At 53.4% G+C, this 16,681-nt stretch carries 12 protein-coding genes and 1 pseudogene; 9 read left to right on the top strand and 4 right to left on the bottom strand.

The genetic code is table 11. The annotated features are described in order from the left end of the window. The first annotated feature begins 56 nt into the window (after window positions 1–56). The 6 genes from IPM21_00685 to IPM21_00660 all read left to right on the top strand — a co-directional run bounded on the left by IPM21_00685 (window position 57) and on the right by IPM21_00660 (window position 7,743). Window positions 57–287 carry a hypothetical protein gene (locus IPM21_00685; protein ID MBK9162432.1) on the top strand — a complete coding sequence of 77 codons (231 nt, stop codon included), beginning with the start codon at window positions 57–59 and terminating at the stop codon, window positions 285–287. A gap of 61 nt (window positions 288–348) precedes the next feature. After that, the gene (locus IPM21_00680; protein ID MBK9162431.1) at window positions 349–3,201 is read left to right on the top strand and encodes a hypothetical protein; all 2,853 of its coding nucleotides are present in this window, start codon (window positions 349–351) and stop codon (window positions 3,199–3,201) included. Then, on the top strand, window positions 3,167–5,323 hold the full coding sequence (locus IPM21_00675) for a right-handed parallel beta-helix repeat-containing protein (GenBank protein MBK9162430.1): 2,157 nt from the start codon (window positions 3,167–3,169) through the stop codon (window positions 5,321–5,323). The genes IPM21_00680 and IPM21_00675 overlap by 35 nt, the downstream gene beginning before the upstream one ends. A 517-nt stretch (window positions 5,324–5,840) precedes the next feature. After that, window positions 5,841–6,092, top strand: a complete 252-nt coding sequence (locus IPM21_00670) for a PD40 domain-containing protein (protein ID MBK9162429.1) — start codon at window positions 5,841–5,843, stop codon at window positions 6,090–6,092. A 172-nt stretch (window positions 6,093–6,264) separates the two neighbouring features. Beyond that, a complete protein-coding gene (locus IPM21_00665; GenBank protein ID MBK9162428.1) occupies window positions 6,265–6,384 on the top strand; it encodes a PD40 domain-containing protein in 120 nt (39 codons plus the stop codon). A gap of 453 nt (window positions 6,385–6,837) precedes the next feature. Continuing rightward, entirely contained in the window at window positions 6,838–7,743 is a 906-nt protein-coding gene (locus IPM21_00660; protein ID MBK9162427.1) for a carboxypeptidase regulatory-like domain-containing protein, read from the top strand. Window positions 7,744–7,820: 77 nt separating this feature from the next. On the opposite strand, the gene IPM21_00655 is transcribed toward IPM21_00660, so the two are convergent. The 3 genes from IPM21_00655 to IPM21_00645 all read right to left on the bottom strand — a co-directional run bounded on the left by IPM21_00655 (window position 7,821) and on the right by IPM21_00645 (window position 11,770). Next, a complete protein-coding gene (locus IPM21_00655; protein ID MBK9162426.1) occupies window positions 7,821–8,297 on the bottom strand; it encodes a fasciclin domain-containing protein in 477 nt (158 codons plus the stop codon). 434 nt (window positions 8,298–8,731) lie between these two features. After that, window positions 8,732–10,405 carry a methylmalonyl-CoA mutase family protein gene (locus IPM21_00650; protein ID MBK9162425.1) on the bottom strand — a complete coding sequence of 558 codons (1,674 nt, stop codon included), beginning with the start codon at window positions 10,403–10,405 and terminating at the stop codon, window positions 8,732–8,734. A gap of 57 nt (window positions 10,406–10,462) precedes the next feature. Further along, on the bottom strand, window positions 10,463–11,770 hold the full coding sequence (locus tag IPM21_00645; protein MBK9162424.1) for an MFS transporter: 1,308 nt from the start codon (window positions 11,768–11,770) through the stop codon (window positions 10,463–10,465). A gap of 128 nt (window positions 11,771–11,898) precedes the next feature. Here IPM21_00645 and IPM21_00640 point away from each other — a divergent pair, with 128 nt between their 5' ends. Further along, the gene (locus tag IPM21_00640; protein ID MBK9162423.1) at window positions 11,899–12,384 is read left to right on the top strand and encodes a hypothetical protein; all 486 of its coding nucleotides are present in this window, start codon (window positions 11,899–11,901) and stop codon (window positions 12,382–12,384) included. Here the strand turns inward: IPM21_00640 and IPM21_00635 are convergent. Further along, window positions 12,381–13,736, bottom strand: coding sequence for a sigma-54-dependent Fis family transcriptional regulator (locus IPM21_00635; protein ID MBK9162422.1), 1,356 nt, complete (start codon window positions 13,734–13,736; stop codon window positions 12,381–12,383). The genes IPM21_00640 and IPM21_00635 overlap by 4 nt on opposite strands. Window positions 13,737–13,839: 103 nt before the next feature. On the opposite strand from IPM21_00635, the pseudogene IPM21_00630 reads away from it, so the two are divergent. Beyond that, window positions 13,840–15,258: pseudogene (locus tag IPM21_00630) on the top strand (putative DNA binding domain-containing protein). A gap of 514 nt (window positions 15,259–15,772) precedes the next feature. Then, window positions 15,773–16,453: a hypothetical protein gene (locus IPM21_00625; protein MBK9162421.1), complete on the top strand. Its 681-nt coding sequence runs from the start codon at window positions 15,773–15,775 to the stop codon at window positions 16,451–16,453. The last annotated feature ends 228 nt before the right edge of the window (window positions 16,454–16,681 follow it).

Genomic DNA, 16,681 nt, shown 5'->3' with positions numbered 1-16,681 from the left:
GACTTGGAAGTTGGATTCCCCTAATATACCAGAGTTCGCCGACAGCAGAAAAAAAGATGAGCCCGATAAGAAGAATTTACAGACGTGTAACAACTACCAAACGGATAAGGGTCGAGCAGGCAACGGTTGACACACCAGCGACCTCGTTCAGCGGCGAAACTTTCACCGTCGAGATCTATAGGGAAGAGCCCACCGGGCAAGAGCGGATCTATTCCCGGCAGCACACCGGAAAGGTCGAGGTAGAAGAGTTGCTCGATGGCGAGTTTAGACTGACGGGCCATCGATAGCAAAAGCCGATGGATAGACCAGGGAAATTTTCTTACAGGATTCATGGAGTTCAACAAACATATGTTCAGTCCGAAATCGAAGACGATTCTCACAGTCATTTTTATCGTGGTTCTTGTAGCACTCTTTCACAACGGCTTGCTCCAGACGGCCGGAGCTGTGGGAGTTTCAGCACTGCAAGCTCCGATAGCTTTTTTCACCGTTTCGCCGGAAGCAGAACCGGCGAGCGATGCGGCGAACGAACCGGCCATCGAAACGGTGAACGAACCTGCCAACGCATTGGCGACGATAACGTGGGACGGTGGCGGAACGACGAACAACTGGTCGGAACCGGCAAACTGGTCGAACGATACGGTTCCGGGATTTGGCGACTCTGTTATTTTTGACGGCACCAGTACAAAGAACTCATTGATCGATCTTGATATCACGATATTGACGCTCAGCATCAACAGCGGTTACACCGGGACGATCTCAAGCGGAACGGCAAATTTGACGGTCAGATCGGCATCTACACAAGGCGATGGAGCATTTACCGGCGGCAGTGGAAATATCACTTTCGAAACGACGTTCACACAGTCAGGCGGAACATTTGACGGAAATAATTCGACAGTACAATTCGGAAATGTATTTACAGTTTCAGGCGGCACATTCACGGCGTCGAGTGGAAACACGAACTTCAATACAAGTTTTAACGTCAACGGCACGGGCGTGTTTGAGCACAACAACGGTACGGTCAGATTTATCGGCGGAGGCGGTTCGGCATTCAATGTCAACAATATTGAGGAATTCAACAATGTCGAGATAAACAAAACGAATCCCAATGCGGCGGTCGTGATCGCGATAAACGATGTTATGAGCGTTAGCGGCACAGTCAATTTGATCGCCGGACAGCTCTCATCGGAAGGAATCAATGCCCGACTCGAAGCATTTGGCGACGTGAATATCACCAGCGCATTTAACGGCTTATCCGGAAATCTTCACATTCTCGGGAACGCCACACGCACGATCACGATCCCTTCACCTGCGCGATTAATGAATCTTACGATCAACGCTCCGAGCACCGACATCAATACGACCGGTTCTGGAGTTGTTGAGTTTAGCAGCAGAACGATCATTCAGAATGTCAATTCAATGACCAATGGATCGGCTGAATTTGTCTTTGGTGCGCAATACGAACAAACCGGCGGAGCCTTTACCGTCGGCAGCGGAAATATTACGTTCGGCGGCACATTTACGCAATCGGGTGGCACGTTTACGGGCAGTAGTTCGACATTCGAAGTAGTCAGTGTCTTTACCTTATCGGGCGGAACGTTCACGGCGTCGAGCGGCAATACGAACTTTAATACAACCTTCAACGTCAGCGGCACGGGCGTGTTTGAGCACAACAACGGTACGGTCAGATTTATCGGCGGAAGCGGTTCGTCATTTAATATCAACAATATCGAGGAATTCAACAATGTAGAGATAAACAAATCAAGTCCCTTTGCGGCGGTCGTGATAGCGATAAACGATATTATGAGCGTTAGCGGCACAACGAGTTTGATCGGCGGACAGATCTCATCGGAAGGAATCGATGCCCGACTCGAAGCGTTCGGCGATGTTTCGATCGCGACGACGTTCAACGGCGGCACCGGAAATCTGCATATTCTTGGAGACGAGACCCGAACGATCACGATTCCGACTCCGGCATCTTTGCCGAATCTGACGGTCAACGCTCCGAATGTGGACATCAACACAAGCGGCAACGGAATTGTGGATCTTGGCAGCCGGACTATTGTTCAAAACGTCAATTTGATGACCAACGGTGCGGCTGAATTTGTTTTCAGCACGTCCGATCAATACCAGCAGTCCGGCGGAACTTTTAATGTCGGCAGCGGAAACATCACATTCGGTTCGCTCTTCACACTTTCGGGCGGAACTTTTACAGGAAGTGACTCGACCCTGCAGTTCACCAATGTGTTTACAGTCTCGGGCGGAACTTTTACGGCCTCAAGCGGAAACACTAATTTTGTTCAAAGTTTGAACATCACGGGAACGGGCATTTTCGAGCATAATAACGGAACGGTTCGATTTATTAGTTCGACGGGAACGGTTGATGTTAATAATTCTTTGGATTTGAACAATGTCGAGGTTGATAAATCTAGCACCTTTACTGCGTTGGGTTTGGGATCGAATGACATTTTGCGGATTCGCGGAAATCTTTTGCTGACGAACGGACAGATCAGCACTCCTTTCGGAAATGCCAGGTTCGAGGCTTATGGCGACGTGACCATTTCTTCAACTTTTGCCGGCGGAAGCGGAAATTTGCATTACGTTGGAACCAGTGATCAAACCTACATCAACAACGGCGGAAATAATCCTTCGTCGATCTTTAGAGTTGATAAGCCTGCCGGTGTTTTAACCGCAGCGACCGATCTGATATTGCCGTCAAATACGGGAATGGTCATCAACCGCGGAACGCTTTATCTGGCAAATGGTAGCGATCTAACGGCCGGCGGTGCGGTTACCGGATTATTGATCCTCGCCAACGGACGACTGGTCAGCGACTCCGCGACGACAATCACGCTCGGTGGAAATATCAGCAACGGCGGAGTGGTTGATCTACGCGGCGGCGGAACCTGTCCGGCGGACGACACGATCTTGATCCGTTCAACTGGTGGACAAAGAAGCTGGACCGGACTCGGCACAAATCGCCTCGTCAATGTTGATGTCCAGAATATGGGCGGAACGGGAACGAAAACCGTTTTCAGCGGCACAGACAGCGGCGGCAACAACACAAGCTGGGTTTTCGACAGCGGATGCCCGACCGGGCTGACGCTCTCGCCTCTGACCGCCTCGGTTCAAACCGGCGGAACGCAAAGCTTCACGGCAAGCGGCGGATTTGCCCCCTATACTTACAGCATTTCTGATAAATAACTCGGGCGGTTCAATTGATCCTTTCTCGGGACTTTACACCGCAGGAGAGAACGCCGGAGTAGCTGATACGATCCGCGTTACGGATTCTTTCGGCGAATCAACGGATGCGACCGTCAACACGTTCGGGGCCGCGGATAGGATCGTATTCACGGTTCAGCCGACGAACACGACCGCCGGTGAAAATATTTCTGCGATCCAGGTCACGGTTCAAGACCAGCTCGGCAACACGGTCACAAATTCGACCGCCTCGATCACTCTTTCAATTGCAAACAATCCGAATTCGGGTACTTTAGGCGGAACGGCAACGAAAAACGCGGTCAATGGAGTCGCCACTTTTAGCGATCTGAGCATTAACCGGGCAGGAGTGGGTTACACCTTGCAAGCCGCCTCAGGCGGTCTCGCTTCGGCAACGAGCAATGCATTTGACATCAATGTCGGTGCGGCGACGCAGATAGCATTTACTGTCCAACCGACGGACACAAGTCCAACTGCCACGATCGCTCCACCGGTTCAGGTTACCATTTTAGACGCTTTGGGCAATACGGTTTCTACGGCAACCGATCCTATAACTCTCGCCATCGGCAACAATCCGAACTCGGGAACTCTCAGCGGAAATTTGATCAGAAACGCCGTAAACGGAATCGCAATTTTCGACGATCTGAGCATCGACAACCCCGGTGTCGGCTACACACTCAATGCGTCTTCCGGCGGTTTAACCGGAGCGGCGAGCGATTCGTTCAACGTTTCTAATCCTTTTGAAGTTACCAATACCAACGACTCGGGGACCGGTTCGCTGCGGCAATCGATCTTGAACGCCAACGCAACTGCGGGACAGCAGACGATCACATTTAATATTCCGGGTTCTGCACCGTTCATTATTTCCCCGACGTCTGCTATGCCGGACATCACCGATTCGGTCATTCTAGACGCAACGACACAAACAGGTTTTTCGGGTTCGCCGATCGTCGTTTTAACGGGAACAAACATTCCTGCGGGCAATGGAATAACGCTTCGCACGGGCAACAATACTGTTAAGGGTTTTGTGATCGGCGGATTTTCCGGCGGCATCGTAATTCCGTCGGGAAACAACGGAAACACGATTCAGACAAACTATATCGGCACGGTTTCAAACGGACTCGGTGCAAATCCGAATGATGTCGGAATTGCGATATTCGGAAGCTCCAACAATGTGATCGGCGGAAATTCTCCTGCCGAAAGAAATCTGATTTCGGGCAACCGCGACCAAGGCGTTCTTTTGACGACAGCCGGATTCGGAAACAATCAAATCCGCGGAAACTACATCGGCACAAACGCCAACGGAACTTCGGCGATTCCGAACAGACAAGGAATTTCCGTCAGAACTTCGGATAATACCATCGCCGGAAATTTGATTTCGGGAAATACTTTGGAAGGAATAGCTCTGATCGCCGCTACCGCATCACCCGAACAACCGAATCAGATTCAAGGAAATTTGATCGGCACGAGAGCGGACGGTTTGACCGCACTTCCGAACGGAGTCGGAATCTTAATAAAACGTAGTCAAACCAATATCGGCGGCGTTGCGATGAACGAAGCGAACACCATTGCCTTTAACACTGGTCGTGGCATCCTCGGTCAGGGCGGCCCATTTATCAACAATACAATTCGCGGGAATTCGATCCATTCGAACGGCGGACGCGATATTGATTTCGGCGGAACTTCAAACGATCCTAACGATCCCGATCTTGGGTTTAACAAGCAGCAAAATTATCCCGTCTTAACTTCGTCCGTTTCTTCAACCGGAAATACGCAGATCAAGGGCAGTCTCAGCAGTGCTCCTTCGCAGAATTTTACGCTTGATTTTTATTCAAATCCGGCGTGTGATGCTTCCGGTTTCGGTGCGGGGCAAACATATCTTGGATCCGCGAACGTATCGACCGATGCGGGCGGGCTGAAAGGTTTCACGGCGAATTTGCCCTTAGCGGTCACGCCAGGCTCATTTGTCAGTTCGACGGCGACCGACGCGGACGGAAACACTTCGGAATTTTCAGCGTGTCAATTGACATCGAGCGGAGTTGTAACCATTTCCGGCACGATGCTCGACACGAACGGAGATCCTATCCCGAACGCGTTTTTCTTATAGAAACTATTCCGACACGGGGAAGGATTACAGTCCGCGATAGCACCGGAAGATACCATTTCAGCAATTTGCCGATCGGACGCGATTATACCTTTCGTTCCTTCCGCACGAAACTTCCTCTTTTCGCCGACCAGTCATTGGACATTTACTAATCTTTATTCCGATCCAAGGCAATCAGAATTTTACGGGCAGTAATTCGGGCGGGAGGATCAGCGGTCAAATAACGATTCCGCGTGGCGATGCCAATGTTCCCGTCGAAAACGTAACCGTAAATCTGACGGGTGCATCAACTCAAACGACAACGACGGATAAATTCGGAAATTACACATTCGAGGCTCTAACGCCGAACGTCGGTTATCAGGTTCGCCGGTAAAAAGTGAACTTTCAATTTTCGCCGTATCGGTTTCCAGACGTTTAGCACATCTCGAGCCGATAAGATTGCTGATTTTTCTGGAGCAACGACGCTAGCCTGTAGGCAGAATTGCCTTCGTGACATCCGGATGCGAAAAGCATTCTTGCAATGAACGGCGACGGCACGGGTAAAACTATTTTGTTCACAACGACGAACGGCGGCACGGTTTCGAGTCCGTCATTTTCGCCCGACGGACGGCGAATAGCTGGTTTTCAGCTGAAAACGAATCAGCACGGTCACCGGAATTTTCATCGCGAGTTTGATGGATTTGACGGTGCGAATCCGACCGACCTGTCACTAAGAGCAAATCATCCTCGCTTTTCGCCCGACGGTACAAAGATAGTATTTGATCAGAGGTAACCTTGATCCGCAATAAATGACAGGACGGCAGCGGTTTAACGACTATTTTCAACAGGTTCAAGCTTGACAACGGGATTCTCAAAGTCTTGATTTCTCGCCCGACGGAACAAAGATCGTTTTTAGCAACACCCATCAGGAAAATCTTCTTGATCAATCAGCTGACGGGACGAACTTGACCGAATTGAATCTCGGCAGGTTTCAGTTGCATCCAAGATTTTCGCCGGACGGCTCTAGGATCGCATTTCTCAAACGCCCGAACTTCGCGAGTCCGATCGGTGATCTTTTTGGATGAGTCTTGACGGCAGTAATCAAATTCAGATTACTAATGACACCGAATTCATCACATTCAGTTGGTCGCCCGACGGCACGAAATTCGGTCTTGACAGCGTTAATTTTCCGCCGATTACTCCGTTTTTGGAACTGAAGAGATTGACTCACCGCAACTTTGGAAGCAGTTACCAGCGATGCGTGAACCCGACCTTGCACCGGCGAATTTGCCGTCGCCACCCCTACCGGAACATCGGGTGCACAATAAGTTTGGTGCGGTAGACTTTACTTTCGGTAATGTTTCCGGCGGGCGGACAAACAACCGTTATTCCAATCCGCGAATTCAACCGGCACGCTGACGGATTTTTCAAATTCTTGCCGGTCAAGCATACGAAATTTCAACGACGGCGATATGTTTGGTGCCGATCACGGTTTGTTTTACGGTTCAGGGTCAGTAACTTTTTCGCAGTTTGACAATATGAAAATTCTGCACGGCGAAGGCGGAAGTTTGGTTGACCGCACGATCAGCCGTGATTTCTCGACCAAGAAAATCTGTGCATCGGTTTCGTCGCTTTCGCCGTTCGTTTTGGCGGAACAGATCGACACTAATTTGCCGTCAATTTCGGGATTGATTCTGGACGACAGCGGCAATCCGCTGAGCGGTGTTTCGGTCGGCTTGACCGGAACGGAAGAGCGGCAGACGGAAACGAATTCGGACGGATCGTTCAAGTTCGTCAATCTTACGCCCAACGGAAATTACAATGTTTCGCCGAAGAGCGTCGGGTATATATTTGAGGAATACAACACGAACTTCATCGATCTCACGGGCGAAGAGACAGTGTTTTTCGAAGGCACGGCGGCGGACTTTCAGATCACAGGGACCGTTCGAGATGGCCTGGGCAATCCTCTCGCCGGTGTTTCAATGGAGCTGGATGGATCGGAACAGGGCGTTGTTGATACCGACGCCAACGGCGAATACACATTTGCCGGGCTTCCGGCGGATGGGTCATATTTCGTCACTCCGCGGTTATCCGGTTTGGCGTTTCAGCCTGAGGTGCTTTCGGTTTCGGCACTGACGTCGAATGTTTCGGGGGCTGACTTTCAGGGGTTTGCTCCGACAGCGGCAGCCGTGACGATCGCGGGCCGCGTGATGACCGCGGACGGCAATGGGATCGGCCTTACCGCTGTGACCCTCAACGGATCGAACGGCGTCATCGGACGAGTGATCACAAATCCTTTCGGCTACTACCAATTCGACGCCGAAGCGGGTGGCAGTTACATCGTTTCAGTTTCACATCGAGCGTTTACATTCGCCGAACCGTCACGAGTGATCAACCCTCTAGACAATATTAACGACCTGAACTTTGTTTCGAGCACGCCCTAGCGAATCGTCGTGCAAATAAAAAAAGCCGCGGAGGAAGACAGCTCTCTGCGGCTTTTCTTTTTGGCTCAAATCGTGAGTTACGACTTGGGCATCAGGACTGTATCAACAACGTGGATCACGCCATTCGACTGCATTACGTCGGCGATCGTCACGGTCGATTTGCCGCCATTTTCGTCGGTCAAGATCACCTTCGCTCCGTCAAGCGATGCAGTCAATGTGCCGCCTGCGACGGTCTTGAACGTCGCCTTACCATTGCCTGCCTCGATCGCCTTTGCAATTGACGCTGCATCCTGCTTGCCTGCCACAACGTGATAGGTCAGGATCCCGGCAAGTGCTTTCTTGCTTTCCGGCTTGAGCAATCCGTCAAGGGTCGCCTTCGGAACCTTGTCGAAAGCAGCGTTGGTCGGCGCAAAAACGGTGAACGGGCCGGTGCCCTTCAGCGTTGTTACCAGGTCGGCCGCTTTGACCGCGGCAACCAAGGTCGTGTGGTCCTTCGATTCGACCGCGTTATCAACGATGTCTCGCGTGGCCAGCATAGGTGCTCCGCCAACCATCGGATTTGAGCTGGTCGCGGTGTTAGTGTTCGACGGGGCAGCCGAGTTCGTCGTATTTGCTGCCACGGCGGTGTTGGTACGGTTCGCTGCCGTGTTTGATGTGGTGTTCGTCGCCCCACCTCCGCAACCCGAAAGAACCGCCGCGGTGGCGACAAAAGCTGTCAATGATAATGTAAGTTTCATAAGCGTCTCCAGAAATAAATTGCTCCTTTCGGCTACATACTTTTCGAGCGTTGAGAGAAACTCAACGTTCGCATGCGGTCAAAAGGTGGTCTGAGGACGCTTTCGGCTCAATTCGGGTTTCGGATTCAAATATGCCTAGACGGTGAGGTTCTTGAATTCTTGTATTTGTTTTTGATCAGCTATTAGCTGTTAGCGATTAGCTGTAAGCTTTTGGTCTTGCTGACAGCTAATCGCTAACGGCTGAAAAAAAACTAAAACGCAGGTTCTTCATAAATGCCATACACGTCTCTCAGTGCGACGCATATCTCTTCGACGGTTGCGTAGGCGGCGACGGCTTCGATGATAGCGGGCATTGTGTTTTCGTTTTCACGGGCGGCGAGTTTTAGGCGGTCGAGCGACGTTGCAACGGCTCCGTTGTCGCGGGTCGATTTTACGTGGGCGAGACGTTCGAGCTGGTGGTCGCGGACGGCTTCGTCGATCTGGAGGATGTTGTACCTGCCGGCCTCTTCCTCCATCGTGTATTTATTCACACCGACGATCACCTGCTCTTTTCGCTCGACCGCTTTCTGATATTGATACGCCGATTCCTGGATCTCACGCTGCGGGAAACCGGCCTCGACCGCCTCGACCATGCCGCCGAAGCCATCGATCTTCTCGAAATAATCGAAGCAGCCTTCGATCATTTTTTCGGTCAGCGATTCGACGTAATAGCTCCCAGCAAGCGGATCGACCGTGTTCACAACGCCGGTCTCTTCGGCGATGATCTGCTGGGTGCGAAGTGCGATCAGGGCTGCCTCGTCCGAGGGCAGAGCAAGAGCCTCGTCAAATGAATCCGTGTGGAGCGACTGCGTACCGCCGAGAACGCCGGCTAGCGCCTGTATCGCGACGCGGGCGATGTTGTTGAGCGGCTGCTGGACGGTGAGCGAAACGCCTGCCGTTTGCGTGTGGAAACGCATCTGCATCGTCCTCGGGTTTTTAGCGCCGAAGCGTTCCTTCATCGTCCGTGCCCAAACGACACGGGCGGCACGGTACTTGGCGATCTCCTCAAAAAAGTCGTTGTGAGCATTAAAGAAAAAGGACAGACGCGGGACGAAATCGTCGACATCCATGCCGCGATCCACGCCGTACTGCACATACTCGACGCCATCACGGAGCGTGAAGGCAAGTTCCTGCAACGCCGTCGCCCCGGCCTCGCGGATGTGGTAGCCGGAGATGGAGATCGGGTTGTATTTCGGGACGTGTTTTACCGTGTATTCAAACGTGTCGATGACGAGCTTCATCGCCGGTTTGATCGGGTAGATCCATTCTTTCTGGGCGATGTATTCTTTGAGAATGTCGTTCTGCAGCGTGCCGGAGATCTTGTTGAAATCGGCCTTTTGCTTTTCGGCGACCACCAGATACATCGCGAGAAAGATCGGAGCCGGGGCGTTGATCGTCTGCGAGACGGTGACCTCGTCGAGCGGAATGCCGTCAAAAAGCACCTCGAAATCCGCGAGGCTCGAGACAGCGACTCCGCACTTGCCGACCTCGCCTTCTGAGAGGGGCGAATCTGCGTCGAGGCCCATCAATGCGGGCAGGTCGTAGGCGACCGAAAGGCCGGTCTGGCCATGTTCCATCAGGTACTTGAACCGGGCGTTGGTGTTCTCCGGCGACGAGAAGCCAGCGAACTGGCGCATCGTCCAGAGCCGGCCGCGATAGCCGGTCGGGTGAATGCCGCGTTTGTACGGATACTCGCCGGGAAAGCCGACGTCGATGCCGTCGCTCTCGGCCTCGGTGTAGAGCCGCTCGACCGGTTCGAGCGAAACGCCCTCAAACGACGCCTTACGCTCCGGCGACTTATCTAGCACCTTCGCGAGTGTTTCCTCTTCCCAACGCTGCTTCTCCGCCTCGGCGGCCGTCTTCGCTTCCTTTATCTCAGTTGCCATAGCTTATAGATGTATAAAGGGAGATTTTAGCATAGGGAAGTGGGGAGTGATGAGTGGTCACTGACTGATCCGGGTTCTTGCTCGGGCGGCGAGAAACATTATTACGGCGAGGGCGATGCAGAGGACGGGGATGATCATCATTGCGGATTGGAGGCCGGCTCCGCGGAATGGCTCGAGTGTTGCCGCCGTGAGGTCGGTTGCGCCGGCGGCGAGGGCTGCGTTTCGGGTAAAGTGGTCGCTCATCGCCCCGACCACGTAAGGGCCGAGGGCACCGCCGAGCAGGTACATCGCCATGAAATAAACCGCCATCGCCGTTCCGCGAAGTTCACGCGGAGTGATGTCCGCGATGGTCGCGTAGGTGACCGAATAGTAGAAATACATCAGGGCAAAAGCCGAGCCCATCGCGAGGAGAAATAGCGTCGTATTGCCGGCCTCGGCCATAATCGCCGTGTAGAAAAGAGGGACCGAGAGCAGCGTCGCGGCGGCGACGACGATCAGCCCGCCATTTAAGCGCCAGCGTTTTGCGAGGTCGCCGGCGATGCCTCCGAGGATCAAGCCGGGAAGCGTGAAAATGCCGTTGACGAGCATCGCGATGATGTTCGCGTCGCGGATGTCGAGATCGTGGAAACGCATCAGGTACGGCGTCATGAAGGAGCTCAAGGCGTAGAGGCTGAAGTTGTGGACCGCGCCGGAAAGTATCAGCCAGAACATAGTCTGCGACGAGATTACGCGGCGGAATGGCTCCCACGAAAGACCGGTCGTCGAGGCGACGGTCGGTGCGTCGCTGCGGAGCGGTTCGCGAATGAAGAGGGCAGCGACGGCCAGCAGAAGTCCCGGAAATCCGGCGACGAAAAATGCCGTCCGCCAGCCGTATTCCTGCGCGACCCAGCCGCTAACGGCAAAGCTCAGTGCGATGCCGATAGGCAGCCCAAGCATAAAAATGCTCATTGCACGGGCTCGCTTGTCCTCGGGGAAAAGATCGCTGATCAATGACGTCGCCGCCGGTGCACACGAGGCCTCACCGACGCCGACTCCGAGCCTGAGAAGGAAAATCTGGGTGAAGTTTCGTGCAAAGCCGGAGGCGAACGTAAGCAGGCTCCAAACAAACACGCCCGCCGCCAAGATGCGTTTCCGCGGGACGCGGTCGGCGAGCCGGCCGAAAGGAATGCCGACAAATGCATAGAGCAGCGTAAACGCCGTGCTCAGCAGGCCGAGCGATGTGTCGCTAAGTTCAAATTCCCTGCGGATCGGTTCGCCGACGGCGCCGATGATCAGCCGGTCAAAGAAATTGACCGTGTTGATAAGAAAAAGGATCAGCAATGCGTACCACGCACCGCGGACGGGAAATCGCTTTTCGTTATTCATTCGAACGCTTGCCGAGCCGCCTGGCAATTCTCACTCCGTTGCAAACCGCAGCCGGCGGGAATAGAATCTTTTGCGTGTTAAGGACTTTTTCAAATCAGATTGTAGCACTCGCGATTATTTTTTCTATTGTGCCGCTGGCCGGATGCGTGGGCGGCGAAGAGGCGGCAAACAACTCGGCACCGGTCTCGCCGCGAGAGGTCAATGAAAAGAACACGCCGCAGGTCAATGAAAAGGCCGAAGAGCTCGGCATGCTGATAAAGCTTCCGTTCGTGCCGGTCGAGGTTGCGTGGGTCGAGCAGCCCGTGGTCGCCGAGCCCGGCCGCTCGCCGGGGCCGAACGACAAGAAGCTTCGTGCAGTCATCCTTTATGAAAAGGAAGATGCCGACACGCTCGTTGCCGAAGCCGCAAAGCTCGGCGAGCCGACGGCCGTTGAGATCGATGCCGATACGTGGTTTCCCGCGGAGCTTGTCTCGCAGAGCGAATTGAACGAGGGCCAGAAAATAATGGGGAAAGCGTACCCGGCCGATATGCTCTTTCAGGCTCCGTATCTTGCCGGAACGCTGGTACGGATCGATGAGACGAATTACTTCGTCGTCGAGATGTTCACGCGTTAGGTTTCGTAGCGTTTGAGTTTTCTGTAAAGCGTCGAGAGGTCTATCCCGAGTGCCGCAGCCGCGGCCGTTTTATCCTGCCCGAGAGAGTCCAGAGTTTGGAGAATGTATTCTCGCTCGACATCTTCGAGCGACCTGATGCCGCCGCTTCCCGATCCGCTGAAATTCTTCGAGACGGCGGGCGGGAGATCGGCGAGCGTGATCTCCGCGTCGCTGAGAATGAACGCCCGCTCGATCACATTCTCGAGCTCGCGGATGTTTCCCGGCCAGGCGTATTCCGTGAGTGCGTTGATCGCTTCGTCGGTTACGGCCTTTCGCGGGCTGTTCTGTTTGGCGGCGGCCTTTGCGGCGAGATGTTTTGCGAGTGCGGGTATATCCTCGCGGCGTTCGCGGAGCGGCGGGACGACGATCTCGATGACGTTGAGCCGATAGAACAGGTCCTCGCGGAAGCGGCCTTCGCGGACCTCGGACTCGAGGTCCTTGTGCGTGGCGGCGATGATGCGGGCATCGAAGCCGACGGCCTCCGCGGCGCCGACCGGCGTCACCTCGTGTTCCTGCACCGCACGCAGCAGTTTTACCTGCAGAGCGGCGGTCGTCTCGCCGATCTCATCGAGAAAAACGGTGCCGCCCTCGGCCGAGCGAAAGAAGCCCTTCTTATCGCCGACCGCACCGGTGAACGCCCCGCGGACGTGGCCGAAGAGTTCGCTTTCGAGCAGGGAATCGGGCAATGCGCCGCAGTTGACGGCGAGGAACGGCCGGTCGGAGCGGCGGCTGTTGAAATGCAACGCCCGGGCGATGAGTTCCTTTCCGGTGCCGCTTTCGCCGCGGATGAGCACGGTCGAATTGGTATCGGCGACCTTCTGCACCATCTCAAGCACGCCGGCGAACGCCGGCCCGCTGCCGATCATTTCCGAGAAATTGTACTCGCGGTAAAGCTCGCGGCGGAGCGCCCGGTTTTGGCGAAAGAGCTCGTCCTGGGCGAGGGCGTTGCGGATGGTCTTGAGGATGTCGTCGTTGAGAAAGGGCTTGGTGATGTAGTCGTAAGCGCCTTTGCGGAGTGCGGCGATGGCCGAATCGACCGACGAGAAAGCCGTCATCACAACGACGAGCGCGTGCTCGTCGATGGCCTTGATGTGGTCGAGCATCGTCAGGCCGTCCATCCCGGCCATCTTGATGTCCGTCACCGTCACGGCGATCTCGTTCTCGGCAAAAACACGCAGCCCCGCCTCGGCCGAATCCGCCGTAAAGACGCTGTAACCCTCCGCCTCCAGCAAACGGCGAAGGATATTCCGCATCAGCTCCTCATCCTCAACAACCAGTATCGCCCGCTTCCCCATCACCCCTAGATTCTGCAACCATTCCCCCAAATAAACAAAGCCCGCCATGCTTAGCCACGGAAAAATGTCCAAAGCCCGCTTGGTTGTTATGTTAAAGGGCTAATCGGTGTAAAATTTGGGAATGGCAATCGATGTGATCAAAATTACAGGAGAGCAACGTGACAGGATCGTCAACATGCAGGAGGATCACTACGTTGATTTAAAGGCAATTGAAATCGCGCCTGGGAAATTAACCCGCTCATTATCTGCATTTGCGAACGCAGACGGCGGCGAGCTCTTCATCGGAATTGACGAGGATCGTAAATCGGGGTATCGGGCTTGGCGTGGATTTGCCGCCGTCGAGGACGCAAATAGCCATCTTCAAGTTTTCGATTCAATTTTCCCTCTCACGACTTACGCGCAATTATCTTTTCTCGAAGCTGTGGACGAATCCGGTTTGGTTCTTCATGTACAGCTCGACAAAACGCCAGACATCAAAAAGAGTTCCGATGGGACTATCTACGTTCGGCGCGGTGCTTCGAACCTGCCTAAAACGACGTCAGAAGAAATTCGCCAGCTTGAATATACAAAAGGAATATCATCGTTTGAAGATGAGTTGCTCAAAATCGAGGCGAGCGAGATCACAAATTCACTTCCAATGATTGAGTTTATGTTGGAAGTAATTCCGACTGCCGAACCGGAAATGTGGGCAAAAAAGAACGCCTAATTCGCGACGATGGCGTGATTGTTGCTGGGGTATTATTGTTCGCGGAAGAGCCCCAAGCAATCCTTGCGAAACGCTGTGGGATAAAAATTTACCGATACGCAACATCTGACCCCGTGGGAAGCAGAGAAAGCCTAGTTTTTGACCCGATCACTGTCGAGGGATATCTCTATAAACAAATCAGGGATGCGGTAGCAATAACAATTGAGGAAATTGAAAAAATTGATAGGCTGGGCGAAAAAGGTCTAGAAAAGATAACATACCCGCGAAACACTGCACGAAATCGTGACTAACGCTGTACTGCACCGGGATTATAGTATCGCTGATGATGTACATATTCGGATTTTCGACAATCGCATCGAGGTCCAAAGTCCTGGTCGCTTAGCCGCACATGTGACGGTTGAGAACATATTGAACGAACGCTTCGCTCGAAATGCCCGAATCGTTCGACTTATTAATAAATTTAAAGACCCCCCGAACAAAGACGTGGGCGAAGGGCTTAATACCGCATTTTCAGCCATGCGCAATCTTGGTTTAAAGCCGCCAGTGGTAGAGCAAAATGAAAATGCGGTCCTGGTAGTAATCCGGCACGAGCAGTTGGCCTCGCCCGAAAAGCTTGTTCTGGAATATCTCGAAAAAAATGAGACGATACGGAATAAAGCGGCCCGTGACGTCTGTAATATACCCGCGGACTATGTAGTTAAAGATCTTTTTAAGCGTCTGTCGGAACGTGGACTGACAGAGAAGGTGCCGGGAACGGACCGACGCACCACCGCCTATCGTAAAGGGCCCCGCTACGACGATTGGCGGGCGACCGATGGGGCATCAGAAGAATGACTACATTACCCCAAAATCGCCCTTATTCCCTGAGAAAGCCGTTCGGATGGGTCAATCGAGCGCTGGGATGGTTCGGTGGCGTCGGAGAATGGTTTGTTGGGGGCGAATTGGCGGGAAAGGACGTAAATAAGGGGTTTTGGGGCGGTTTGGGATGGTTTTGGGAGGTCTGAGAATGGTTTTAGGGCTTCCAAAAATGGTTTTGAGACGTCTTGGAATGGTTTTTGGAGGTCCTGGGTTTGAGACTTCCAAAAATGGTTTTTGGACGTCCAAGAATGGTTTTTGGAGGTCCTAGAATGGTTTTTAGGCTCCAAAAATGATTTTGAGACGTCCTAGAATGGTTTTGAGACGTCAAAAAATCGTTTTGAGACGCGAGAAGAGTTGCAAAAGAAAACCTTGTTTGATTATAATTTGCGGCGAACTTGATGGAGCCCACATAGGTCAGGTCCGATCCTCACTCCCGATCTCCTTACGCTCTTCGGTTCAACAAAAAAACAACTAAAGGAGAACTTTGATTATGTCGAAGAGGACGTATTGGCTTCCGGGAACTCGTGCGGGGCGGGTTACGCTTACTAATTTTCAGGGGAAGATCAGTGGGTATGCGGCGGCTTTGGGGCTTTTGCCGGCGGAGACTGGGCGGTTTTTGTTGATCTGCGAGATATTTTTGACGATGGACGCTCATGTGGAGAGCTGCAAGGCGACGATGGAGGCCTTGATCGAATGGCGGGACCGCGTGCTTGAGGACGAGACGGACAACGGCACGCCGGTGGACGCTCCGGCCTTTACGAATTTTGCGTTGCCGGGCGGCTCGTTTTACGGCGTGCTGGACGAGTTTCGGCGGATGGTCGATCAGCTCAAAACGAAGGACGGTTACACGTTTGAGATCGGCGAGGACCTGATGATCGTCGGCAACGAGGTCGGGCCGACGCCGGAGAACATCAGCCCGCAATTGACGCTCGAGGCACGGCCGAACTACGGCGTGCGGGTCGCGGGGCTGATGAAGGGAATGAGCGCCGTCCGCATCGAATATCGCCGAAAGGGCGGGCCGAGCTGGACGATGGCCGGCGTGCTGACCAATCTGCCGAGCGAAATAACCATCGCCCCGCAAACGCCCGGCGAACCGGAATCCGGCCACATCCGCGCCATCTACCTAATAAAAAACACCCCGAAGGCGACTACTCACCCGACTATCCGATAACCATCGACGAATAGGTCTCCGGTTTCTGTGTCCGTGTCTGTGTCTTCTGTGTCTTCCTTCTGTGTTTTCTGTGGTCCGACTCTTGAGTGTTCAGGGCGATACCACAGAACACACAAAAAACGGACACAGAAGACACAGATAGAATCCGGATTCATCATTCCGCATTCCGAATTCCGAATTCCGCATTGGATGTTAAGCCCTTGCTAACGCGCGGGCTTCTGCATTGGA

It is taken from the genome of Acidobacteriota bacterium (assembly GCA_016716435.1).
GTDB lineage: Bacteria > Acidobacteriota > Blastocatellia > Pyrinomonadales > Pyrinomonadaceae > OLB17.
The sequence above is the reverse complement of the archived record's forward strand: the minus strand, read 5'-3'. Positions and strand labels throughout refer to the sequence as shown.